Origin of the sequence: Proteus sp. G2675 (assembly GCF_963886535.1) — a bacterium.
Taxonomy (GTDB): Bacteria; Pseudomonadota; Gammaproteobacteria; order Enterobacterales; family Enterobacteriaceae; genus Proteus; species Proteus mirabilis.
In genome coordinates this window covers 32,909-55,821 of record NZ_CAWPCB010000004.1, presented here as the reverse complement: position 1 = coordinate 55,821, position 22,913 = coordinate 32,909, and the positions used below count along the sequence as shown (strand labels likewise).

The following is a 22,913-nucleotide window of genomic DNA, read 5'->3' as shown; positions in this document are numbered from 1 at the left end:
CTGTATACAAACATACTGAATAAATATCAAAAAGTAGAGTGATTAAAGTCACAGTTATTTATTGTAAAAAATTTTTATTTAATCAGTCGCTATTTATTAAATAAATTATAATGAGTGGAATGAGTAAAAATAAAAAACAACAGATTGAGTAAATTAATTTATATAAAATAAATTAATCATATAGTTAGCCATACCAAATGGTATGACAAATCAAGGGATTTATAATAAATTTAACAAACAAGTAACATAACGCAGTTAGCCGATATTATCAACAAATAAAAAGCACTTTATTAATAAACAAAGTGCCTTAAATAATTTTCATATAAATAAACATAAGTCTACACTTTACTTTTACACCCTTGTTAAAAACAATATTATTGAAAAAAAGCAAAAATAATGCCTATAAAAATAATATTTATAGGCATTTTTAAATTAATAAGTTTTAAATAAATTCAAGAACAAATTAACGTTGTGAATCTAAAGTTTCATTATTCTTTATAACATCTTGAGCTTTACTATAACTTTCAATTAATAACTGATAAGCAGGGAATATTTGGGTATAAGCTTGAGCCCATTCAGCGGCATCTGCACGGTTCCAAGTTTTTTGCATTTCAGAAGCCACTGCTGCCGTATCCATAGGCACAACACCAGCTTGAACAATACGTGCTAAGGTAATTTCTTCTGCCATTTTGCTATACGTTCCTGATGCATCAATCACAGCAAAAACTTGATAACCTTCAGCAACAGCACTAATTGCTGGGAATGCCATGCAAACACTCGTAATAGTACCAGCAATAATTAATTGCTTTTTACCCGTTGCTTTCACAGCTTCAACAAACTCAGGGTTATCCCATGCGTTAATTTCACCTTTACGGGCAACATATTTAGCATGTGGTGCATTTTGATGAATTTCTGGAATTAATGGGCCATTAGGACCTTGAGGGACAGAAGCCGTTGTAATAACTGGCATCTTCGCTAATGTTGCCATTTTTGCTAATACTGCAGCACGAGCGCGTAATTCCGTCATTGGCATATCACCAACGGTTTGGAATAAACCACTTTGGTGATCGATCAATAACATAACAGCATCATCTGGATTAATAACTGGACGTTGACCATTGAAATTTGCAGGAGTACTCATTTATTTATTCCTTCTAATTAACAAAAACGATTATTAACAATATGAAGAAGATATAAGGAAATAGCGTTAATTATCTCCTCGCTCTCGATATAATTAACAATAGTCAATTAATTAAAAAGTCGGTAGTAGCAATAATGATAAACACTATTCTAAAAATAGAACACTGAAACACTTTTGTCATTGTTCTATTTTTAGAATAATGAAACCTATTTTCCCCTCTACTCAAATCAATATAGCTCATTAGAATACCACCTATAGAAATTTTATAGGAATATCATTATGAAAAAAGTTATTGGTGTTTATAAAGCGCCTCGTCAACATTGGGTCGGTGATGGCTTCCATGTACGCTCACTATTTAGTTATGGTGATCATGGTAAATATTTAAATCCATTTTTATTATTAGACAGAGCCGGCCCGACTGATTTTCCAGCCTCTCAAGGCCATAACCGTGGTGTAGGCGAACACCCTCACCGTGGGTTTGAGACTGTGACTATTGTCTATAAAGGGGAAGTGGCACATCACGATTCTACAGGTGAAGGAGGAGTGATTGGCCCTGGAGATGTACAATGGATGACCGCAGCATCAGGTATATTACATCAAGAGTATCACTCTGATGCCTTTAACCAAGCGGGAGGCATACTTGATATGGTGCAGTTATGGGTAAACCTCCCATCTCATGCTAAATCAGCGCCTGCTGGCTATCAGTTACTCAAAGAGAGTGCTATTCCAGTGCTTCCATTAGCGAATGATGCCGGACAACTGCGCGTGATTGCGGGGGAATATCATCAAACTCAAGGGGCGGCAAAAACCTTTTCACCTGTTGACGTTTGGGATATTCAATTGAAAAGTGGTAAATCTACGACCTTACCAAGCAAAAAAGATCGCTATGTGGGATTAGTGATACTCCATGGTAGCGCCTATCTTGATAGCCAAACTCAATTAAATACGGGCGATTTGGTTATTTTAGATAATCAAGGTGGCTCAATTAACCTTGAAGCCATTGAAGATGCAGTTGTGTTATATCTTAGCGGAGAGCCAATTAATGAGCCTGTAGTTGGTTATGGTCCATTTGTGATGAACAGCAAAGATGAAATTAGGCAAGCTATTGATGACTTTAACCAAGGTAAATTTGGTCGTATCCCAAACGAAATATGATTAATACTCTCCTTGCTCTATAACTTTTATAACAAACGGCTGCTCACTTAGAGCAGTCGTTTGTATCTATTTTTTACTCTTTATATGGAGCCATATTCTGCGCTAAATAATCTAATAACACTTGAATAGCGGGTAATAAACCTTTTCGTGACGGATACACGGCATGAATAACATCTTTAGGAAAACGCCACTGTGGTAAGACTTCCACCAAAGAGCCATCTGCTAACTCTTTCTCTACGACACTCAATGGTAAACGCGTGATCCCAAGTCCCTTTAATGTTGCTTTATATAAAGTCATCACATCCGTTGTCGCTAATTTAGGTGTAACATGTTGCGTTGAAACGGTACCATCATTATGGGTAAGCGTTAGCGTATACTGCTGCGAATGTTCGCTATTAGCTAAAATAGGATAATCAGCAAGTTGCTCTGGAGAATCAGGCGCACTGTTGGTTGCAAATAATAGCGGATTAGCAACTAAAACACGGCGAGAATAGCCTAATATTTTCATCGTTAAGCCAGAATCATCCAAAGGTAATGCTCTAACTCGTAAAGCTAAGTCAAGACCTTCACTGATCACATCCACAGGGCGATTGATCGCTAAAATTTGTATATTGATATCAGGATATTTTGCCATAAAATCCACCAAAATATCTTGAATATAAATTTGCAGTAATGCAACTGGGCAAGAGAGTTTGATCGTGCCGTGAGGATGCCCTTGAGCTGAACAAATAACCTCTTGAGCAATCTCCGCTTGTTCAACGACATTTTTACACTGTTGGTAAAAAGTTTGCCCTATCTTAGTGACATGAAATTGACGAGTTGAACGATAGATCAGCGAGACCTTTAGTCTCTCTTCTAAATCAGCAATACGACGACTAAGTTTTGATTTAGGAATACCTAACGTTTCGGCCGCTTGTGAAAAACCGCCAAACTCCACCACTTTAACAAAATAATAGAGGTCATTTAGATCATACTTCATCGCCTATTACCTATTTAATTGTCATTATATAAAAACTGAATTGTTTCAGCTTCGGAAATTATGATACATATATTATGATCTATTTTCACGCTAATAATATATTATAGGCTGATATTTTAGTAAAATAAAAATAACCATTAATTATAGCAATATAATATAAATAAAAATGGAGATTATTTTAATTCTGTGATGCTTATTTTTAATTACATAACACAATAAAAAATAAAAAAACAGGGATAGTTAAAAAGATTATTACTATTTAAATTAATTTAACACAAAACAACTAGCCTGAGTAAACAATAAATTACCTAAACAATAATGACTATAAAACAAATAGTTACTTAAAAACTTAATTACAAACCAAGATGTTAAGATTTAATTTTATTTTTATGATATTAATCAATGTATATTTAAAAATATGTTAATAAGATTATAATTAATAAAAATACTTATTTACATAATCTGTCACTTACAATTATTTCTTACACCTGTTTTTAATGGAATAACCTGATGAATAAATTAACTCCATTACGACCTATACCTACCTTAATTGCTGTTGCTATTACCCTTATCATTTGGTTTGTTATCCCTGTTCCCCAAGGGGTAGATCCCAATGCTTGGCACTTGTTAGCGCTGTTTGTTGGTACTATTGCGGCTATTATCGGCAAAGCCTTACCTATAGGGGCAGTATCTATTATTGCTATTGCGCTTGTTGCCGCAACAGGCGTCACTAACCCAGACTCAACTAAAGGCGCGATTAATGATGCATTAAGTGGCTTTTCCAACAATCTTATCTGGTTAATCGGTATTTCTATTATGGTTTCAATGAGTCTTAATAAAACCGGATTAGGTGCTAGAATTGGTTACTATTTTATTTCGTTATTTGGTAAAAAAACCATTGGTATCGCTTATTCTCTAGCTATTGCAGAAACGATCCTCGCCCCTGTTACGCCAAGTAATACAGCTCGAGGTGGCGGGATTATTCACCCAATAATGCGATCTATTGCCGATAGCTTTAATTCAAAACCCGAAGAGGGTACTAGTGGTAAGATTGGTCGTTATTTATCGCTAGTCAATTATAATATCAATCCTATCACCTCAGCGATGTTTATTACTGCAACCGCGCCTAATCCTCTTATTGTAAGCTTAATTATCGGTGAAACAGGGCCTGAAAATGAGTTAACTTGGTCAATGTGGGCAATAGCGGCTTTTGTTCCCGCCATTGTTTCATTATTTTTAATGCCGATTGTGATCTACTTTTTATATAAACCAGAGATAACCCATACGCCGAATGCTCCCCACTTTGCCAAAGAGCGTTTAGCTCAATTAGGCCCTATTTCATTGCCAGAAAAAATCACTTTGGGAGTATTTGCACTGTTATTAATTATGTGGGCAGGAATACCCGCACTATTATTTGGTGATGCTTTTAGTATTAATGCGACTACTGCGGCTTTTATTGGTTTATCAATCTTATTATGTACTGGCGTATTAAATTGGGATGATATTTTAAAAAACAAAGGCGCATGGGATACCGTGGTTTGGTTTTCCGCATTAGTAATGATGGCCTCTTTTTTAGGAAAATTAGGTCTAATTAAATGGCTTTCATTAAGTGTTGGTGCCGGTATTGATAGTATGGGGATAAGCTGGGTAAGTGGTATGATATTGCTCGTGCTGATTTATGTCTATTCTCACTATTTCTTTGCTAGCACCACGGCTCATATTACCGCCATGTTTGCTGCATTCTATGCCGCAGGTTTAGCCCTTGGCGCGCCACCAATGTTATTAGGACTTATTTTAGCTTTCTCTTCTTCATTAATGATGTCTTTAACTCATTACGGTACAGGTACTGCACCGATTATTTTCGGCTCAGGCTACGCGACCTTAGGTGAGTGGTGGAAAGCAGGTTTTGTTATGAGCATTGTTAACCTGATTATCTGGATAACCCTTGGTAGTTTATGGTGGAAGGTGCTGGGGTATTGGTAAAATAATAAAAACAAGAATATGATGCCTAATCAGTCTGTTAGGCATCATATTAACTAGCGCCAAAGTTCACACTTTTCGACAATCGTCTCAGAATGATAATAACTTTCTTTATAGGCTATTCCTTCTTGATCAAAACAGTCATTTATATCCTGAAAAAAATAATTTAATTTAACTTTAAAAATATAAGATAATAAGTAAATTACATCCACATGAATATTGCACTCCCCATTTTCAAAGCGTGATTGATGTTGCTGGCTTACTCCTAATAAAGCACCAAGCTCACTACCCGTCATACCATGTTGTTGTCTTAACATTTTTATTCTTGCGCCAACTATCTTTGATATTTTTTTATTCATAATCGCCTCGAATGACAAAACCATATCGAAAAATATATTATTATCACTCATATAAGATATTTACTGTTGCTGTTGAGTTAGCACTACCAGGCGTTATTTTATTACCTGTTTTTATATATCTTGCTTTCCAACCAAATATATAATCACCGGAGGAGACCCCATTTTGTAGACTATTTTTTGTATTTAGTTTTATCGGGTTATTGTTTTTATCTAATAACTGAATGGCAACACCAGTGGCTCGATTAGTGCCCGATAAGTTTAATTTCCCTGTATTTACATCTATATATCCAGCACTACTTGTCACTGTCGCTTTAATGTTAGTGCCAGCCGCACAGTTTAATGTAATAGGAATATCTACACTTTTACTGACATCACCAATATTTTTAAATTGAGTATCATACCAAGTCCCCATATTAATATTATAATTTGATGATTTTGTAGTACATTTTAATGAATTTATCTTTATTGCATTAAGAGGCAAATAAAGTGAAGTTAAGTTCCAAGTTGTGTTTTTAGGTTGTGTATTATTTTGTACTGCTTGAGCAATCTTGCCCCATTGAAGGCTTCCTGATTGCGTTACTCTGCCTGTTTTTATAATTTTGACTGTCCAATAAGGGGTAAGAAGTCGATAAGAATTGCCACTTGGGTCCTTTGGGTTCAAATACGTTGTATTTAATGCACCTATTCCAGCAAATTTAACCTGTATCCCAATACCCGCAATATTGGTCTGTGCTATTTTATTCGCATTAGGCAACCAGCCATTAGTATAATTGGCAGTGATTGATGCGTTCCCACACCGCCCATCGTTACCTGAAAAAGTTGTTATAGGCCCATTGGCATAATTAATCTGAAACTCATCTAATACTCTTGTCCCTATATCATCATATTGAATTGAATAGGTTTTATTGGGGATCCGAGCCTGAATATTTTTTAAATTAGGATTCTGAATACAAGCTGCAAAGACGTCAGCAGAAAAAAAGAAGATTGTACCTAATAAAAAAAGTCTTTTACCCATCAAATGGTTCATTTTTATTACCTACCATATTTGATATTTTATTTTCTATTTCTACTTTCTCTTCATCATCTAATTGAAAAAGATCACTTAAACTAATACCGAAAAAGCAAGCATATTGATAAAGCCTATCTAGACTCACTCGATTAATTCCCCGTTCATATCTTGATTGCTGCTGTTGACTTATACCTATTTTCTTAGCCAATTCACTTAATGTGAGGCCATTAACCCTACGGTAATAAGCGATTTTTTTTCCTACCATCTTTGATGCTGGATAAGAGCGATTCACTTGAAACCCCTTTATGACACATTTAATTATAAATAAGAGTAAATTCAAGATGGCTCTTAAATGATCCCACCGTTATATTATTTCCATAGCCAACCATTCTTGCCGATAAAGCAAATTCCGCATTATGGTTATATTTATTAACAGCCGTCATTAATTTATCATTATTTTTTACAATACCTTTATTATTTTGCATTGCTAAATTTAGTGCTATATCTTTAGCAGTCCCACTATTAATAAAATATTCCGAATAATTAGGAACACTTTGGCCTCTTAAAATCATAGTGACTTTCTCTGTATTAACTGGGCAGTTTTTTAATTTTATAGAAAAATCTATCCAGTCTGATGCTTGACCATTTTTAATATTTCTAATATTGATTTTTTTTAAATCAATTAAATGGTTTTTCGTTTCTAACTCACAAGGTGAGGCTACTACTGACCCATATACATTAATATTAACAGTATTGCTTAATGCGATAGGAGAATATGAAAATAATAAAAATAACGTTAGTGATTTCCACATAACACCCTCTTTTTATTGATAAATAAGCGTTGCTGTTATTTTGGCGGACACCGTCCCCGGTGTTGCATTACCTAATTTACTAAATGCTCGTGTTCTTAGTGGAACAGTAACCGATGGTTTACCATTAACCGCGATATATAAATTTTTTCCATTACCTAATGGAATTTCGCCATTACTGTTTTTATTTTGTAATTGAACGGCAATATTTTTTGCCGTCCCCTCATTTTTATATAAATTATTCACATCTGCATTATCAGGCGTTCCAGAAAAAGTCAGCTTTACTTGATTTACCCCCGGAGAACAATCTATTAACTTAATATTAAAATCATTCCAAACAGAACTAGAGTTTACTTTATTAAATAAACTTTCTGGCATTTGTTTCAAATCAATATTAATATTTTTACTACCAGAAACATTACAAGTCGCGGCTTTTATATTTCCAGAAAATTGAAGTGTCACAGTACTTCCTGCAGATGAAAAAAAACTTATTCCAATAGTAGTTATAAGAAGGGAGAGCCTCATTACTTTTATCATTTTACTTTCCTACAGGTAGCAAACATCAATAGCTATAAAAATAACCATGTTTGATATTTAAATTAATTAATAGCAAGTTACAGTAGTTTTATAGAGCCCTAAATAATCTGGAATATCAGATAGATCATAATTTACCTGACAGCTTTCATTGTTGTATTTAATAGTAAAGTTTCCTTTCTGTTTTAGCCCTGATAAATAAACTTCTCCATCATTACCTACAATACTATTTAACTGACTATTGTCTTTAAAAATAGCTTGAGCGCCAAATGGTACTGGCTTTTTGTTTTCCAAATTTATCGTCATTAATACACGATAGCCTACATTTGCTGAAAAATTCGCTTTTACTAAAGCCCCTCGACTCGGTAAAACCGTCTGACTGGTAAGTTCCATTTCAGCATTCTCTGGCAATCTTAATGTATCGATCTCGACAGTATTTTTACGATATGGTGTGACATAAGGAACTAATGCATACCCTGAGTTATTAGTCCTAACTCCCGCTTGATTTAATATCGTAATATCACCCGCATTAGGAATATCTACGATTGCCGCGGTTTCTCCCAGTTGCTGTCCAAAAACAACTCCCTGAGAATGAGCAACTACGCTACCGCTCACACCATAGTAAAGATTATGATTATCTTTGCTATAACTGTACCCCCCCGTAATATCACCTAGTTGGCCTTTGTAGGATGCATTGATATTTCCAGAAGATCCTTGATCTTGATTGGTAAATGCTTGTTGCACACTCCAATTTAGTCGATTATTTAACTGAGATGCCGATATACCTACACTTCCTGTACTTGAACTATTATTGTTACTATTCGCATTAAAATTATAATAAAAAGTATTATCAAATACGCTAAAGGGCACATTCACCGAAAAAGCCAACAAATGTTCATCATCATTTTGTCTTTTCTGATCAGAAATATAAGAATGATTAACTGTATTTTTATTGTAGGTATAATTTATTCCATAGCTGATACCTTGCCAGCTATTATTATAACCAAGTGTTGCTGATTGTTTTTTGCTTTTGCTGTTCCAATAATCCTCTTGTATATATCCGATAGCTAAAGAGCCATATTTATCACCTAAATTTTGATTAAGCGTTATCTCCGCACGATGACGGCGTTGCTCAATTTCAGGGCTATAATGAGTACGACGAAAACTATCAAATACTTCAGATAAACTATAAAAGCCACTCGTTGAATAGCGATAACCTGCTAAAGCAATATTGGTTCCTATATTGTTCAAATTCTTGTTATATCTAAACCGATAAGACTGACCTTGTTGCTTCCTTCCATCATTAAAAGTTGACTTAGCCTGTGTAACATCAACAGAAACAGCACCAAATGAGCCTAAATTCTTCCCAATACCTAGGGAGTAAGATTGATAATTTTGACTCAACTGACTCCCCCCATAAACAGTAGTGCCATAAGGTAAACCATAAACTAATGTAAACTGGCCAAACTTCGTTTTATCTACATTATTATCATAAGCACGATATTCACCGCCCGTTACGCTATAAGTGAAATGACCTTCACGCTGTAATACAGGTAAAGAGGCGAAAGGTACGATTTGATGTTGCTCACTACCATTAGCACCCTTAATCGTAACGTATAAATCCCCACTACTACCTGATGGATATAAATCATTAATTTCAAAAGGGCCAGCTGCCACTTCAGTTTGATAAATAGTATATCCATTTTGTTTGATAGTTATTTGCGAGTTACTTTTTGCAATCCCTCTAATGATAGGCGCATAGCCTCTTAAACTTTCTGGATACATCTCATCATCTGTTGATAATTGCATGCCTCGAAACGGAACACTATCAAAAACATCAGATGAAGATATCCCATCCCCTAGTATTAACTGACTTTTTATTTTATTTATATTTCTAGATAAATAGGTATAAAGGGTGTTCCACTTCCCTGATTGATGACTTGTACTCGACCATGTTGTGTAGTTTCTTAAACGCCATGGTCCTAAATTTAAACCTGGTCTTAAATTTATATAATTTGAAGTTGTATTTGAACTGCCATTCTTACGATCATAGTTTTTAGAACCACTATAACTATAGTTTAGTAATAAGGCATTTATGCCATTATCAATATTATCTAACTCTATATATCCTCTTGGGTTTTTAGATAATGCAATTTGCGGAATACTTAAATATAACCTTTGTGAATCAAAATCTAATTCACTTTTAGCTTCTGGTATCGCAGACAAATTGACACAGCTAGTATATTCAGAATAAAGCCCAGGATAATCTGTTGTTTTAACCCCAAAGTCATTTAGATCATTTACTGATAAACAAGGTTTAAGCTGATTATTTTTATCTTTATCAAATCTAATATTTTTAGTTAAAATTAAATTAGTGTTAACATAAATATCAACATAATAGTCACCTGCTAGCTGTTGGTTATTCTCAAAAGAAGATAAATCAATAATATCTTTATTTGGCAGCTCTAAAAAATCTGGATCAAAATAGATATCATCTAAATTATTATTTTCTGCATATAATAAAGCTGCATAGCCTAAGTATAAAATGAGGCTAATACATACCTTACTTATTTTCATATTAGAAACCTAATTATTATATTCTAACTTCGGATAAATCCACATTAGCCCCATAATCATTAATAAGCTCCCAGCTTATAAGACCATGTTCATTATTATCATTTATATCAAATGATTTAGTTGAAAAAGGTTTAGCATAAGAAACATCATCAACCAATTTTCCATTAAATTTGATTGTTTGAAAATTCATAAAATAAGGTGTGGGATTATAAACTATGACTTTCCCTCTTTCCTTTGACCAAGATAATTTCTTTTGTTCTTCTTCAAAATTAACGTCTTTTAGACTTTTAGGTCTATAGATCAATTTCATTTGCGTTTTAAATGCAATTTGTAATGAATTTTCTGTTTTTTCTGTAGCAGGGATCGTTTTTATATTTAACCAAAAAAGAGATTCTTGATCACTTGGTAGCCCTTCTTCTGTTAAAAAGATCCTCAATGTATTCTCTTTATCTGGATTCAATCTAAATAAAGGTGGCGTGATCGTAAATTTTGACTGTTTTTTTTCCTCAAAATCATCTATCCATGACTGGATCAAATAAGGCATTTTGTCTGGGTTTTTCACGTTAATGCTGACATTCTTATTGCCTTCATTATAAATTACCCTTGTGCCGCTAATAATAACACCTGCATAAGATGTATTAATAATAAATAAAGAAATAAAAAATAGAATAATAGACTTCATATTATCACCATAAAATGATTGTATAATAAGGTTTAAATCCCTTTAAACCTTATGACTTACCTAGTTATTTTTAATTATAATTAATAGTAAATGTTGCATTCGCATTTGCTAAACCCGCAGTGACAGAATCTGTTTTAGCAATATAACGAGCTCTAAAGTCTAAATTATTTTCAACACCTTCTTTTAATGGATAAGTTTTAGATGCGGTAAATAAAGGGACAACAGTATTTGCATCATCCGTAATTTGAATACCGACACCTGTTGCCACTCCCGACTCTTGTTTTAGCGCAATAACAGTATCGTCTCCAGAATAAGACTCTGCATCAAATTTAACAGATGCAGTACTTACTGTTGCAGGGCAATTAATTAATTTAATCGTAAATTTAGTTGCCGCAGCAGTAACTCCGGCACTAGGTAATGCTGTTTTAGATACCTTACCTAAATTAACTTTTAAAGCATCAGATCCAGCTACTAATTCACATGCGTTATCGATAATTTCTCCTGTAAAATCGATTGTTCCATCTGCAGCTAATGCATTATTCGCGACAAAAATAGACGTTGTAGCAATCAACATCGCAATAAAACTTTTTCTCATTTATTTCTCCGATTAATTATTATTAATAAATACTATGTTAATTAAAAAATCAATTAACTCAGTACGCGAGTATTATCTATTTATTATTTGAAATAAACAAGTTTCGGTTATTACAGTATAATGTTGATAACATTTTAATATTAAATAGTGTTATTAACTAATAAAACACGGTATAAGTTAAACAATATTTTTTACTTTTAATAAATCTTATTTTTAATAATTTGAAACAAAAATAAAAACAAAAATAAAAATAAAATTTTTCTTTTTTAAATAAAATATTTTTTTGTTTTTTTTATAACTCATATAGTGTTAATCGTATATTAATGTTCAATAAAAATGAGTTTTCTGATTAAAATAAAATAAATTCTAGCTGTATATAAGCTCTAAATGCTTATTTAATCAACACTATGGCTAAAAAACATCAATACTATATTCTAAATACCTGTATAAGTTAGTGATTTACTCTAAAGAAAAGCTAAGTATTTTTTCAAATTTATATAAAAAGTATTATTTATCACAAAAATCACAGTTCGATTGTTTTCCAACCAAAAAAATATTTACTATTCATTTTTAATGATAAAAATCAAAAACCATGCTTTGTAAATGGAAATACTTTGGTGTAAAACTAAATTTAGTTTTTACTTATATCGCATTAAGCAAAATTTTCTGCCACGTATCTATTAGGAAGCACTATGAAATATCAAGATGTAACAAAAACCCCCTGTGAGAATGCTTATTTTCTAGTCTTTAATCTTATTAACTCATCGGAAACTCGCCCTACTCTTATCGACTTTTGTAATAATCTATCAGGTCTTCTTCGTAGTATGAGAACCCGTTTCCCTGAATTAGACGTAAGTTGTGTGATGGGATTTGGTGCTGATGCATGGTCTAAACTATTCCCTAATCAAGCTAAACCGCGAGAATTAAATGCCTTTAAGCAAATCAACGGCGATGTGTATACCGCAGTATCGACACCTGGCGATCTGTTTTTTCACATACGGGCACTGAAGGTATCTGCTTGTTATGAATTAGCCTCAATTATTAGCCAAAAATTAAAATTTATTGCCACCTCAGAAGATGAAGTACATGGTTTTCGCTATTTTGATGGTCGCTCGATTATTGGTTTTGTGGATGGTACAGAAAATCCTGAGTTTGAAGATGAGCGTGTCGCTTATGCGGTTGTTGGTGATGAAGATCCACTGTTTACCGGTGGAAGTTATGCATTTGTACAAAAATACATTCATGATATGGCGGCTTGGGAAAACCAATCTCTCATCGAGCAAGAAAAAGTGATCGGTAGGCATAAATTCAATGATGTTGAACTAACTGATGAAGAAAAAGATCCAGGCTCACACAATGTCGTCACCAATATTCAAGATGAAAACGGTGATGATTTAAAAATCGTACGAGCAAATATGCCGTTTTCAAATCCCTCCAAAAATGAATATGGTACCTATTTTATTGGTTATGCTCGCTATTTCTCAACAACAAACCGTATGTTAGAAAATATGTTTGCAGGAACACCTGAAGGACATACCGATAAACTACTAAAATTTAGTACCCCCGTCACGGGCACATTATTCTTTGTCCCATCTCCGGCGTTTTTAGATGATATAGAATAAAAGTTGATTATCAGTACAAACAAAAAGCTAATAGCAATAGCTCATACACTGCTCTATATTCGGTAAGAACAAGAAAGAGCTATTGCTATTCAATATGATGACGGCATTTACTTACAATATTAAGCGCCTGATCAGTCAACCAATACCCGCAAAATAGCACTTCCTTGAAAACTACCTTCAACAGGGTTTCTTATATCATTAGGATGAAAGGTTGATGTGATAGAAAATGTTTTTGCAGCACCTGCGTTAAGTTTAAATTTACCTTTATATTCGGTATCGTTATATTTCAACTCACAAGAGCCACCATTACCACATTTTGTATAGTTTTCCGTTTTTCCAGAAACAGGTGCACTTCCTATTAATGAAACGGATACTGATGCATCATAATCACACGTTAGTTGATAGTTATAAGGTGGCGTCATATTGTTAATAGATTCTTCTGGGGTCATATTTCCATGAGATAAGTTAATAACTTGGTTTTTAATATTACATTTACTTGTGATACTCACAGGAATATTAATATAACTATTCATATAAGGCTTCATTGCATTACCAAATTGAAGATAACCCGTACTGTTACCACCAGACCCTTTATTTTCTTCATAAGCCCATGCAAAAGGAATATTTAAATTATATGATCCCGGATAAGCCGTCGCTCTGGACACTGCCACAGTTAATGACATAGAACGATCTAACGGAAGCACTGCAGAACCTAATCCCCAAACGGTTCCAACACTATGGCAACCACTCGGTGACTGCTTAGCATAATAATTTGGCCCTACATAAACCTGATTATTGTTATTATTGGTACCTGCTAGTGTCCAAGAGAGATTGGACAAATAATAGCTCAATCCTGATGAATGTTTTTGCCAAGTATTTGTTTGTGGCAATCTAATCCAATAGCGGTAATTTCCTTCTTCTGCCATTGAGCCTGAACCACTACAGTAAGAAGCGATAACCCGCCACCCTTTAACCTGAGGTATGGTCACCTTAATTACACCACTGGCGTTAGCATCTGTCACATTAAGCGCAGGGGCTGTTGCTGATGCAGTACTACCATTTGACGGTACATGCAAAAAATTTTGTTGCCAGCCTACCGCATATGGTGTGGCTAAAGAAAATAAAGCTATTCCTATTAATGTCTTATTCATTTAAACCGTCCTACTTTTTAGGATTACATAAACCTCAGTCTCTGATACTCATCATTGACTCTGTTTTAGGTTTAGTTATAAACAATGCTTAATGATGCGGAGGCCGTAAAATTTCCAGGAGATAAATCAGCAGTACCTGTTTTAAAAGGAACAGCAGTAATAGTAAATTGGCTCCTGTCTTGCCCTGTATTAGAAAAACCTTTTGTAATGGCATAACCTCGAGGGGCTGAACCATTCAAACGCAAAGGATTATTCTCATCAACACTCTCTCCTTGATATAAGGCAAGGCCAAATCGATTTGAATTCACGCTATCTGCGGAAACTTTAAGCACATTATCAGGCGCTCCAGCTAACTGAATGCCAGATACTTTGACGTAAGGTGAGCCCTTAAAATAAGTACATGTAATAGGAATATTTTTTGTGATAGCGCTTGTTTGACCATCGACTTTATAAGTCATTATTTGATTAAAAGAAAACTGTATAGGGATATTATTATTAACAACACAAGGTGGAACATAAATAGCGCCTGTAATAGCTATATTTATATCAACTGCCCGTGCAGTTCCTGATAGTAAATATAAAAAAATAGGCAGTATAAAATATTTACTTTTATTCATAAGAAACCTCAAATTCTACCGTGGCATTATAAACTCCAGGTACAACACTTTTTTCCTGTATTGCTTTTGGTGTCGCTTCAACAAATGCATTAAAGGTTAGCAACATCGTGCCATCGTTAAGTTGAGTTCCATTTCCACCGTTATGGTTTTCACCTAAAGTAATACGTTGGTTTCCATCTATATCAATTAATCCAATGGCTAACTTACTTTTATTAACGCCAGAAGAAAGTGTAAGGTACTTTTGTTGTTCAGCCCCCATCTCTGGCTCTGGCTGCCCATTAAATTTAATTTTCACTGATTTCCATAACGATTTTGCATCACATTGGATCAGTTTAATGGTAAATTTTTCTGCAGGTCTAACCGCAGGATATTTCCAATAATCCCTTGGTGTGCTATTTAAAAAAACCACATTTTGATTTAAACTTGGCTGATCAATTCTACATGGCGTATCAATCAAAGTACCATCAAAATTCATTGTTGTAGCCGCATTTGCAACAGGTAAAAAAATAAGCATAAAAAATAATATTTTTACCCATTCTCTATAAAAATAAATAACCATATGATCTACCTTAAATTAATTATACTGCAATTTAAGAGTTAATATATTTAACTTCCGGTCAAGAATATTTCTCTTTATTTCATCTGAAAAGAGGTAATTCAAAATAACATTATCTTTATAATGCTTTAATCTATTCATTCTTATATCAATATTTTCTACGTTATCGTTGATTTTATTTGTGAAACTTAACACACTAGTAAACGCAGGTTTACTATTTGAGCTGTTTTTAAAATCACTATAAATATTACAACCACCAATAACGACATCAATATCTTTTATGTATAGCTCTTTTAAACTAATTTCATTCGAAATAAGCTCACAAGGAGCATTTAAAAATGAGCCTTTTATATATATAAAACCATGTTGATTTTTTTCATTTTGATTATAAAAATCAATTTTTGCTCTATTAATATTAAAGAATGATTTATCTCGAGCAACAGGTTCTGCAAAGCCAATTTGAGAAATAAAAAGGCCATTAATGTAAAGCATCAACATAAAAATAAATTTTCTATTCTTCACCTTTCTATCTCCAAAATCAGTTTTTATTTTTTCTCTGCTACACAACGATTAGCTTGACATTGAAATTTAATTGTCGGTCTTCCACCATAATCATTTATATAAGATAAGTATGGCGTTGAGTACACTTTACTATTAACCCTTTGTGACGATTTAGGGGCAATCATGACTGCATTAAACTCAGAATCAACCGCTTCTTTCTTTGAACCACCAATACCGAATACAGTGACGTAATAAGGTGTTGGATTCTCTATTTCATAACCGTCAGATAGCTTATTTAAAACTAATTGATCTTGCCAAATAGCATTTGGCTCTCTCAATATTTGTTTCGGTCTATAAAACAATTTTATTTTTGTATGTAAGGCAATTTGTAATACATTATTGTCTTCAGCTTTAGGTGGAACTTCTCTAACATTAAAATAAAATAATGTTTCTCTATCGTTAGGTAACTTTTCAATATCTGGTGTCGCAGATACTTTAATTAACGCTTTATCACCAGGCTCTAATCGCTGAACTAATGGTGTGGCAATTAATGGCCCTAGCTCAATTTTTTCATTCTTATCATTTTCAATCCATGTTTGGGCTAAATAAGGTAATTGTTTATTATCATTAGTAATATTAATAACTAATGCATTTGACCCACCTTCGTATATAGCTCTTGTTCTATCTAAAGAAATTGCTGCATAGGAGTTTGATGTAACCATTAATCCTAATAATAAAAATGATATTTTTTTCATTTCAAGACCTTTGTCGTTTATTAATTACCGATATTTATTTTTCACACAATAATAATATCTTATTACTCGGTTCTATTTTATTTGGAAGTTTAGCGACACATTGTTGTTCAGCTCCCCAAGATACTCTAATTTCTTCATTTGGGTTAATACCTGTTAGCCAAGCAAAACCATCATCACTAATTATTCCTAGCTCTCGTCCTTTAGCATTACTAATTATTGAACCAAATGGTGGATAAGAGTTATCAGCTAACCTAATTATTGCAAAGGCCTTCTCACCTTTTAACACTTCAAATTTTCTATACCCAATGGCACCTTCAGTTAATGAAGATTCTACAATCGCCTGTGTCGCTTCTATATTATTAGGTAATTTAGTTAAATCGATCGTTGTTTCATTGCGATAATAACTATTAATATCGGTAACAACACCATAACCCCAATTATTGGTTGTTACACGGCCACCATCAACTGGTACTCCTGCAACACCTTCAGTATCAACTAATAAGCGAGTACCACCATTAAATCCATCTGGGTGAAGCGCTGCTCCTTTAGCGGTAATCGTTAAGCCCCCATTAGCAGAAAAACCAAATGATGAGGTATTTTTATTTGAGATAGTGGCATTCGCATTAATATTAGCGATTGAAGTATAGCGTCCATAATAGCCAGAGAAGCTTGAACTACTATCCATATCATCGCCATATGTCGTTGAAACATTTAAATTATAATTAGCTAAGTTATCTTCCGTGGTATTAAAGTACCCTATATTATGCGTATAGTTCCCCGAATTTCTTGAGCCATCATAATTTATAAATCCTCTATTATTCTCTAATGGAATACTGACTCTCGCAAAGAAGACATCATTATCTTTGCCATAGTATTTAGATCTCGATGCAGATAAATTTAATGAAATATTTTTAACTGCAAAAACATCCATATATTTATTTAAGTTAATAGAATAATAATCGGAATTACTTTGATCCCAATATGTCTGATGATTATATTGCACCCCAATTGATGTGTTATATTCAGAAAGACCTTTATTAAAGGTTACTGTATAGAGTTCTTTCTCTTTTCCAGTAAAATCATCACGATAACGTGCATCTAAATAATTTTGCATCGTCATATAATTACGTTCATTAAATCGGTATCCAGCGAAGGTTACATCCGCATCCAAATTATCAAAACGTTTAGAGTAACTGACTCGCCATGACTTACCTTGCATAGTGCCACGATCAGGTAATCGTGCATAAGATTGTGTAATATCGGCAGATACCGCACCGAAAGCGAACATATCGCGCCCAACCCCAAGTGCTACACTATTATAATCACCGGCGAAAATGGTACCACCATACATAGTCCAAGCATTACTTAAACCAAAAGCAGCTTCAGTCGTACCAAATATAGGTCCTTCTGTATTATGTAATTTATCTCTAGAGCGTCCTGCAACAACCTTATAACGAACTTGTCCCGGTCTTGTTAAATAAGGAACATAGGCTGTATCAATTTGAAATTTATTCGTCTTTCCATTTTGCTCAATAATCTCAACATCCAATTTACCACGCACCGAACTGTCTAAATCTTGAATGGCAAATGGACCTGCGGGTACTGTTGAATCGTAAAGAATACGTCCTTGATGCTTAACAACTACCCTTGCGTTAGTTTCAGCGATCCCTGTAACTTGTGGTGCATATCCCCTTAGTTGAGGAGAGAGCATCCGATCATCACTTTCTAAACTAATCCCCGTATAACGCCAGGAATTAAATATATTGGAGTTTATAAAGTTTTCACCGATGGTTAGGTTAGACTTTAAACTGCGGATCGCGCGATATCCATAAACTCGAGTAAAATTTAATAAATCTTTATTGTTTTCCGCATCACCAGAGGTTCGATTATAATTCCCTTGATAATCAGAACGAATACGCCAGCTACCGAAGTTATAACCAACAGTACCATTGTAATAAATACTTTGCGTATTGCTTCCTTCATGAGGGATATTAACATTGGTGTTAATATTATAATCAAGGATCAAACCTGAGATCCCATCATCCCAGCGAGATGGTGGTAACCAAGTAGCACTTGTATACTCAAGCCATATTTGAGGTATTTTAATTGATAATATACCTTCATTTAATTTTGTTGTAACTTCAACACCATCTAGGCTTAATAAGTCAATACATTTTCCATCATTCCATGTTGGTAGATTATTTTCTATTTTTTCCTTTAATCCTAAAGATGAAATAATATCACCTGTTAAACAGGCTTGAGATAACAGTTTTTTATTTTCATCTTGAGATTTATTTTCTCTTTCTAATACGTTAACAGTATATGTTGATGAACCGATCCCTTGTCCATTAAGTACTAAGTTAAGCTGATATTTACCCGGTAAAATATAACCGGCTTCACTAAACCTAGCAAAGTTAATATTATCTTTAGATTTAGAGTCAACAACATCTAAGTTAAACTCTACAGAATATACATTTTGAGAATAAATTATAAATAATATAGTTGCCAAAATGCTTGTAGATCTTCCACTCATATTCTCTCTGTTCATATTGGCTAATAACCTTAATTATTTAAGTCTTAAAGTTTTAATGAGAAGTTGAAAGCAGCTAATCATTCATAATTTATTTTGAATAAAACGCTTGCATAATAATCACCAGGAGTAATTACATCCAACTTTTTTACAACGTCTATTTTGTAATATAGATATGTATTATCCCCATCAACATATATTAATGGTAATGACTCTCCAGAATTAGCGCTATATCCATATTCATCTATTATTTTAAAATAGACTTCATCACTGTTATTAAATGAAAATAAATCAGCTTTAGATCCACTAACATCTGAATAAAATGTTAACGTAACGCCTTTCACTTTATCGATATTTTTAGTCTTATTAATAAATTGGCAATCAGATAATTTTATTTTTATTTTTTTACTCGCTAATAAATCATCATTATTGTTCATTTTATTAACAGGTATAGTACCTAGATCAACCAATTGATATTTACTATCCATATCTAATGTGCAAGCAGGCGAAATTACTTTTCCTAAAAACTTTGCTGTTCCTTGCCACCAAACTTTATCTGATGGGATATATTTATCCAATACAGCTCCGCTTGCATATGTTGAAAAGATTTTAGTGAAAAATAATAATATTATGATTTTTTTAAACATAGATTTTGGCCTTAAATAATCGAGAGCAGATTAACTGCTCTCGTTAAATTTAATATTTTTTATTCATAGGCTAATGTGAAGTTTGTTGTAGCGTTAAACTCACCTTCAGCAATTGTTCCGTTTGTTGCTTTCTTAGCCCAAGCTGTATACATCAGCGTATTATCATTATTACCCAGTGCTTGTAATTCACCTGCTTCATTAAATTTAACCATTGAACCAGTTGTTGTTCCTGAAATAACAATAGCAGTCCCTGTATTACCAGTTGTTGCTAACTCTTCTGTTGCACCAGTAATAGTATTTCCATTAAAGGTTACTTTTACGCCTTTATAAGAACCTGCAGCACCAGTATCAGAACCGGCTTTAGTTAAATCACAATTAACCAATTTAATTGGGATTTGTTTAACTTGAGAAATACCATCTTTCTCTAATAGGCTTTTGCTGATTTGACCAAAATCGATAGCTTGGTTAGCACTTTCGGTAGCAATACCACAAGGTGCATCAATAACTTTACCAGTGAAAGTAATAGTACCATCACCTGAAGCCGCTTGAGCAACAGTCGCAGAAAAAGCCATTGATGCAATAGCGAACATCGCTAATTTATTCAATTTCATATTTTTACCTTTATATTTAACGTAGGAATTAAAGCGTTAAAAAATTAACTATGATATATAGTTACACACATTATCCTCATCCCATCCAGAGATGATATTGTTACTTCCATTACTTTTAAAAACTTATGACTATTTAAATTTTTATATAAAATTTAAACTGTATTTATACAGATGATATAAATCATCTAAACACGCAAATAGAATGGAAACGAATCACTATTTTTTAATTTATGTTTTATAATATCTACGACAAGAACTTTTCGATAAAACTCAGACCAGTCAGCATCCAATAATTTTAATATCATATCTAATGTTTCAATATTGATACTTGTTATTCCATTTTCATATCTTGATATTTGTTGCTGACTCACATCAAGTAATTCGCCTAATTGGGCTCCTGTTAGAGATTTACGTATACGAGATTCTCTAATAAAATTTCCAATATTCTTCCTTAATAATAAAGAATCAGATCCTCTATTCTTATCGATATTCATGAAAAGCCACCTTCGTATATGTAAATTACCACTTACTTTATTCTCATTAATAAATTTAAATAGAAAAATTTAAAATACGATTTACATCTGATTTGCAGAGACAATAGTTTGCTTATCAATTTATGTAAACATGTTTAAAACGATAGATAATCAAAATACGATAGTTTACAACTATTGTTTGTTAAATATTTATCTATTTTTTGTTTCATGCATGTAGAAAAAAATGAATAAATTCAATAGTAAAATTACTTAGTCTAAATTCGTTAATAAATGCAATTTTACACGCACTGCGTGTTAATTATTTTCACTTAAGTTAAATTAATTTAGTTTACTTTAATTTTTGCGATATATTTACAATCAAAAAAAGAGCATCTCAATAAGATAAAATTAAGTAATTGATGTTTTTTTAATAATTACAACGTTCATTTTGCTTAAAATAACACGGCTATATTGATTAGATATCCCCATCAAAGTGGGTAAAAATTATGATGAGAAAAATCGGTTTTGCTCAAATTCGCAAATCAATTTTTTTAAAATCATACTAATTCAGATATAAAAATAGCTGGTGTCTATCTCAAAAATAAGATTAGTAACAGGGTTTACTGACAATGTCGATTAAAAATCAGACGACCAAGCAGAAAAAGAAGATGTAAAATGGGTTGGATAATGTGAGAAAAGACAATATGGGGGCTTAAAGATAACGCCCAATAAACCATCTGGGCGTTTAATCGTTTCATTATATCAAGTCAGATCATTACTTATTTATTTGCGTCCTTTTTTAAGGTCTCAAATTGTGTTTGATTTAGGCCAAAATCGCCAAATTTAAGTAACGCAGGATCATGGAAGTCACTACCGCCACTTTTTAGCAAACCAAATTTATTAGCATAGTTTTGGGTCAGTTCATAGTCGATAGGTTTCATTCTAGAATGACTTATTTCTAATCCTTTCAATCCAAACTGGACATATTTTTCTATTTCATCATAGTTGTCATAGACACATGGGTGAGCAAGTATAGGAATACCACCATCTTGTAAGATAGCAGCAATTCCTTCATCAACAGGGATATATCCCATTTTTAAGTCTGTTTCTATTTTTGTTTTAGAGCCAAAAAGTTGTTTATAACGCTCTTTGGTCATTTCCTCTGGATATTTTTCTCTCAATGCTTGGAATATATTCATTTTAAAAACGATATTATATTTTGAGAACTTTTTCGCATCTTCATAACAAATATCGTAGCCTTGTTGATTGAGAGATAATATTAATTCTCGGTGAAACTGATCACGACAGTTGAGAGTGTTATCACACAGCTTGTCAACGTTGGGCGTTTTTTCGTTAAGCCAAAGTCCCACTACATGGACTTTTTTATAAACGTCAAAGTCATAACAACTCATTTCAACACCTTTGACGATATTTAATCCAAGACGCTCCCCTTCTCGGTAAATTTCGTCATAATGATTGGTAGTATCGTGATCGGTGATCGCAATAGTCTTAATGCCGTTTCTAAATGCATTTTCAAGGACATCTTTTATTTCACAAACACCATCACTATGGTTTGTGTGAACATGTAAATCAGCATAGATCATGAAGAAGTACCTCTGTTAATTCTTCC

General features: G+C 33.3%; 23 protein-coding genes. 3 read left to right on the top strand and 20 right to left on the bottom strand.

The window, feature by feature from the left end; genetic code table 11:
- Positions 1-463: 463 nt before the first annotated feature.
- Positions 464-1,141, bottom strand: coding sequence for a hydrolase (locus AACQ49_RS00625; RefSeq protein ID WP_004244302.1), 678 nt, complete (start codon positions 1,139-1,141; stop codon positions 464-466).
- A gap of 279 nt (positions 1,142-1,420) precedes the next feature.
- Between AACQ49_RS00625 and AACQ49_RS00620 the strand changes: the two genes are divergently transcribed.
- Positions 1,421-2,296 carry a pirin family protein gene (locus tag AACQ49_RS00620; protein ID WP_004244304.1) on the top strand — a complete coding sequence of 292 codons (876 nt, stop codon included), beginning with the start codon at positions 1,421-1,423 and terminating at the stop codon, positions 2,294-2,296.
- 73 nt (positions 2,297-2,369) lie between these two features.
- Here the strand turns inward: AACQ49_RS00620 and AACQ49_RS00615 are convergent, their stop codons facing one another.
- A complete protein-coding gene (locus AACQ49_RS00615) occupies positions 2,370-3,275 on the bottom strand; it encodes a LysR substrate-binding domain-containing protein (RefSeq protein ID WP_004248666.1) in 906 nt (301 codons plus the stop codon).
- Positions 3,276-3,785: 510 nt separating this feature from the next.
- Between AACQ49_RS00615 and AACQ49_RS00610 the strand changes: the two genes are divergently transcribed.
- Positions 3,786-5,258 (top strand): anion permease, encoded by a 1,473-nt coding sequence (locus AACQ49_RS00610; protein ID WP_004244306.1) that lies wholly within the window; start codon positions 3,786-3,788, stop codon positions 5,256-5,258.
- 53 nt (positions 5,259-5,311) lie between these two features.
- On the opposite strand, the gene AACQ49_RS00605 is transcribed toward AACQ49_RS00610, so the two are convergent.
- The 8 genes from AACQ49_RS00605 to AACQ49_RS00570 all read right to left on the bottom strand — a co-directional run bounded on the left by AACQ49_RS00605 (position 5,312) and on the right by AACQ49_RS00570 (position 11,820).
- Entirely contained in the window at positions 5,312-5,665 is a 354-nt protein-coding gene (locus AACQ49_RS00605; RefSeq protein ID WP_004244307.1) for a helix-turn-helix domain-containing protein, read from the bottom strand.
- Positions 5,658-6,641 (bottom strand): fimbrial protein, encoded by a 984-nt coding sequence (locus tag AACQ49_RS00600; protein WP_004250282.1) that lies wholly within the window; start codon positions 6,639-6,641, stop codon positions 5,658-5,660. The genes AACQ49_RS00605 and AACQ49_RS00600 overlap by 8 nt, the downstream gene beginning before the upstream one ends.
- Positions 6,622-6,915, bottom strand: coding sequence for a helix-turn-helix domain-containing protein (locus AACQ49_RS00595; RefSeq protein ID WP_004248670.1), 294 nt, complete (start codon positions 6,913-6,915; stop codon positions 6,622-6,624). The genes AACQ49_RS00600 and AACQ49_RS00595 overlap by 20 nt, the downstream gene beginning before the upstream one ends.
- A gap of 22 nt (positions 6,916-6,937) precedes the next feature.
- Positions 6,938-7,435, bottom strand: a complete 498-nt coding sequence (locus AACQ49_RS00590) for a fimbrial protein (RefSeq protein WP_004244312.1) — start codon at positions 7,433-7,435, stop codon at positions 6,938-6,940.
- A gap of 12 nt (positions 7,436-7,447) precedes the next feature.
- Entirely contained in the window at positions 7,448-7,969 is a 522-nt protein-coding gene (locus AACQ49_RS00585; RefSeq protein WP_004250280.1) for a fimbrial protein, read from the bottom strand.
- 66 nt (positions 7,970-8,035) lie between these two features.
- Positions 8,036-10,543, bottom strand: a complete 2,508-nt coding sequence (locus AACQ49_RS00580; RefSeq protein WP_161778836.1) for a fimbria/pilus outer membrane usher protein — start codon at positions 10,541-10,543, stop codon at positions 8,036-8,038.
- Positions 10,544-10,559: 16 nt separating this feature from the next.
- A complete protein-coding gene (locus AACQ49_RS00575; protein WP_004244317.1) occupies positions 10,560-11,225 on the bottom strand; it encodes a fimbrial biogenesis chaperone in 666 nt (221 codons plus the stop codon).
- Between the two features lie 70 nt (positions 11,226-11,295).
- Positions 11,296-11,820 (bottom strand): fimbrial protein, encoded by a 525-nt coding sequence (locus tag AACQ49_RS00570; protein WP_161778835.1) that lies wholly within the window; start codon positions 11,818-11,820, stop codon positions 11,296-11,298.
- Positions 11,821-12,512: 692 nt separating this feature from the next.
- Between AACQ49_RS00570 and AACQ49_RS00565 the strand changes: the two genes are divergently transcribed.
- A complete protein-coding gene (locus AACQ49_RS00565; RefSeq protein ID WP_161778834.1) occupies positions 12,513-13,442 on the top strand; it encodes a Dyp-type peroxidase in 930 nt (309 codons plus the stop codon).
- Between the two features lie 131 nt (positions 13,443-13,573).
- Here AACQ49_RS00565 and AACQ49_RS00560 read toward each other — a convergent pair whose 3' ends face one another.
- From AACQ49_RS00560 to AACQ49_RS00515, 10 genes are all read right to left on the bottom strand, one after another.
- Positions 13,574-14,593: a PixG protein gene (locus tag AACQ49_RS00560; RefSeq protein WP_161778833.1), complete on the bottom strand. Its 1,020-nt coding sequence runs from the start codon at positions 14,591-14,593 to the stop codon at positions 13,574-13,576.
- A gap of 71 nt (positions 14,594-14,664) precedes the next feature.
- Positions 14,665-15,210 (bottom strand): fimbrial protein, encoded by a 546-nt coding sequence (locus AACQ49_RS00555; RefSeq protein WP_004244322.1) that lies wholly within the window; start codon positions 15,208-15,210, stop codon positions 14,665-14,667.
- Positions 15,203-15,769 carry a fimbrial protein gene (locus tag AACQ49_RS00550; RefSeq protein ID WP_004244323.1) on the bottom strand — a complete coding sequence of 189 codons (567 nt, stop codon included), beginning with the start codon at positions 15,767-15,769 and terminating at the stop codon, positions 15,203-15,205. The genes AACQ49_RS00555 and AACQ49_RS00550 overlap by 8 nt, the downstream gene beginning before the upstream one ends.
- Positions 15,770-15,784: 15 nt before the next feature.
- The gene (locus tag AACQ49_RS00545) at positions 15,785-16,288 is read right to left on the bottom strand and encodes a hypothetical protein (protein ID WP_004248673.1); all 504 of its coding nucleotides are present in this window, start codon (positions 16,286-16,288) and stop codon (positions 15,785-15,787) included.
- A gap of 23 nt (positions 16,289-16,311) precedes the next feature.
- Complete coding sequence (locus AACQ49_RS00540; RefSeq protein WP_004244325.1) at positions 16,312-17,022, bottom strand: fimbrial biogenesis chaperone; 711 nt, start codon at positions 17,020-17,022, stop codon at positions 16,312-16,314.
- A gap of 34 nt (positions 17,023-17,056) precedes the next feature.
- The gene (locus tag AACQ49_RS00535) at positions 17,057-19,555 is read right to left on the bottom strand and encodes a PapC/FimD family outer membrane usher protein (protein ID WP_004248675.1); all 2,499 of its coding nucleotides are present in this window, start codon (positions 19,553-19,555) and stop codon (positions 17,057-17,059) included.
- A 77-nt stretch (positions 19,556-19,632) separates the two neighbouring features.
- Positions 19,633-20,199 (bottom strand): fimbrial protein, encoded by a 567-nt coding sequence (locus AACQ49_RS00530; protein ID WP_004248677.1) that lies wholly within the window; start codon positions 20,197-20,199, stop codon positions 19,633-19,635.
- Between the two features lie 59 nt (positions 20,200-20,258).
- On the bottom strand, positions 20,259-20,810 hold the full coding sequence (locus AACQ49_RS00525) for a fimbrial protein (RefSeq protein ID WP_004244332.1): 552 nt from the start codon (positions 20,808-20,810) through the stop codon (positions 20,259-20,261).
- A gap of 185 nt (positions 20,811-20,995) precedes the next feature.
- Positions 20,996-21,304 (bottom strand): helix-turn-helix domain-containing protein, encoded by a 309-nt coding sequence (locus AACQ49_RS00520; protein WP_004244333.1) that lies wholly within the window; start codon positions 21,302-21,304, stop codon positions 20,996-20,998.
- 758 nt (positions 21,305-22,062) lie between these two features.
- The gene (locus AACQ49_RS00515) at positions 22,063-22,887 is read right to left on the bottom strand and encodes a PHP domain-containing protein (RefSeq protein WP_004244334.1); all 825 of its coding nucleotides are present in this window, start codon (positions 22,885-22,887) and stop codon (positions 22,063-22,065) included.
- Between the last annotated feature and the right edge of the window lie 26 nt (positions 22,888-22,913).

Coding starts and splice junctions, on each gene's coding strand:
- AACQ49_RS00625 (WP_004244302.1), bottom strand. CDS start 1,141: ATGAGTACTCCTGCAAATTTCAATGGTCAACGTCCAGTTATTAATCCA.
- AACQ49_RS00620 (WP_004244304.1), top strand. CDS start 1,421: ATGAAAAAAGTTATTGGTGTTTATAAAGCGCCTCGTCAACATTGGGTC.
- AACQ49_RS00615 (WP_004248666.1), bottom strand. CDS start 3,275: ATGAAGTATGATCTAAATGACCTCTATTATTTTGTTAAAGTGGTGGAG.
- AACQ49_RS00610 (WP_004244306.1), top strand. CDS start 3,786: ATGAATAAATTAACTCCATTACGACCTATACCTACCTTAATTGCTGTT.
- AACQ49_RS00605 (WP_004244307.1), bottom strand. CDS start 5,665: ATGAGTGATAATAATATATTTTTCGATATGGTTTTGTCATTCGAGGCG.
- AACQ49_RS00600 (WP_004250282.1), bottom strand. CDS start 6,641: ATGAACCATTTGATGGGTAAAAGACTTTTTTTATTAGGTACAATCTTC.
- AACQ49_RS00590 (WP_004244312.1), bottom strand. CDS start 7,435: ATGTGGAAATCACTAACGTTATTTTTATTATTTTCATATTCTCCTATC.
- AACQ49_RS00585 (WP_004250280.1), bottom strand. CDS start 7,969: ATGATAAAAGTAATGAGGCTCTCCCTTCTTATAACTACTATTGGAATA.
- AACQ49_RS00580 (WP_161778836.1), bottom strand. CDS start 10,543: ATGAAAATAAGTAAGGTATGTATTAGCCTCATTTTATACTTAGGCTAT.
- AACQ49_RS00575 (WP_004244317.1), bottom strand. CDS start 11,225: ATGAAGTCTATTATTCTATTTTTTATTTCTTTATTTATTATTAATACA.
- AACQ49_RS00570 (WP_161778835.1), bottom strand. CDS start 11,820: ATGAGAAAAAGTTTTATTGCGATGTTGATTGCTACAACGTCTATTTTT.
- AACQ49_RS00565 (WP_161778834.1), top strand. CDS start 12,513: ATGAAATATCAAGATGTAACAAAAACCCCCTGTGAGAATGCTTATTTT.
- AACQ49_RS00560 (WP_161778833.1), bottom strand. CDS start 14,593: ATGAATAAGACATTAATAGGAATAGCTTTATTTTCTTTAGCCACACCA.
- AACQ49_RS00555 (WP_004244322.1), bottom strand. CDS start 15,210: ATGAATAAAAGTAAATATTTTATACTGCCTATTTTTTTATATTTACTA.
- AACQ49_RS00550 (WP_004244323.1), bottom strand. CDS start 15,769: ATGGTTATTTATTTTTATAGAGAATGGGTAAAAATATTATTTTTTATG.
- AACQ49_RS00540 (WP_004244325.1), bottom strand. CDS start 17,022: ATGAAAAAAATATCATTTTTATTATTAGGATTAATGGTTACATCAAAC.
- AACQ49_RS00535 (WP_004248675.1), bottom strand. CDS start 19,555: ATGAGTGGAAGATCTACAAGCATTTTGGCAACTATATTATTTATAATT.
- AACQ49_RS00530 (WP_004248677.1), bottom strand. CDS start 20,199: ATGTTTAAAAAAATCATAATATTATTATTTTTCACTAAAATCTTTTCA.
- AACQ49_RS00525 (WP_004244332.1), bottom strand. CDS start 20,810: ATGAAATTGAATAAATTAGCGATGTTCGCTATTGCATCAATGGCTTTT.
- AACQ49_RS00520 (WP_004244333.1), bottom strand. CDS start 21,304: ATGAATATCGATAAGAATAGAGGATCTGATTCTTTATTATTAAGGAAG.
- AACQ49_RS00515 (WP_004244334.1), bottom strand. CDS start 22,887: ATGATCTATGCTGATTTACATGTTCACACAAACCATAGTGATGGTGTT.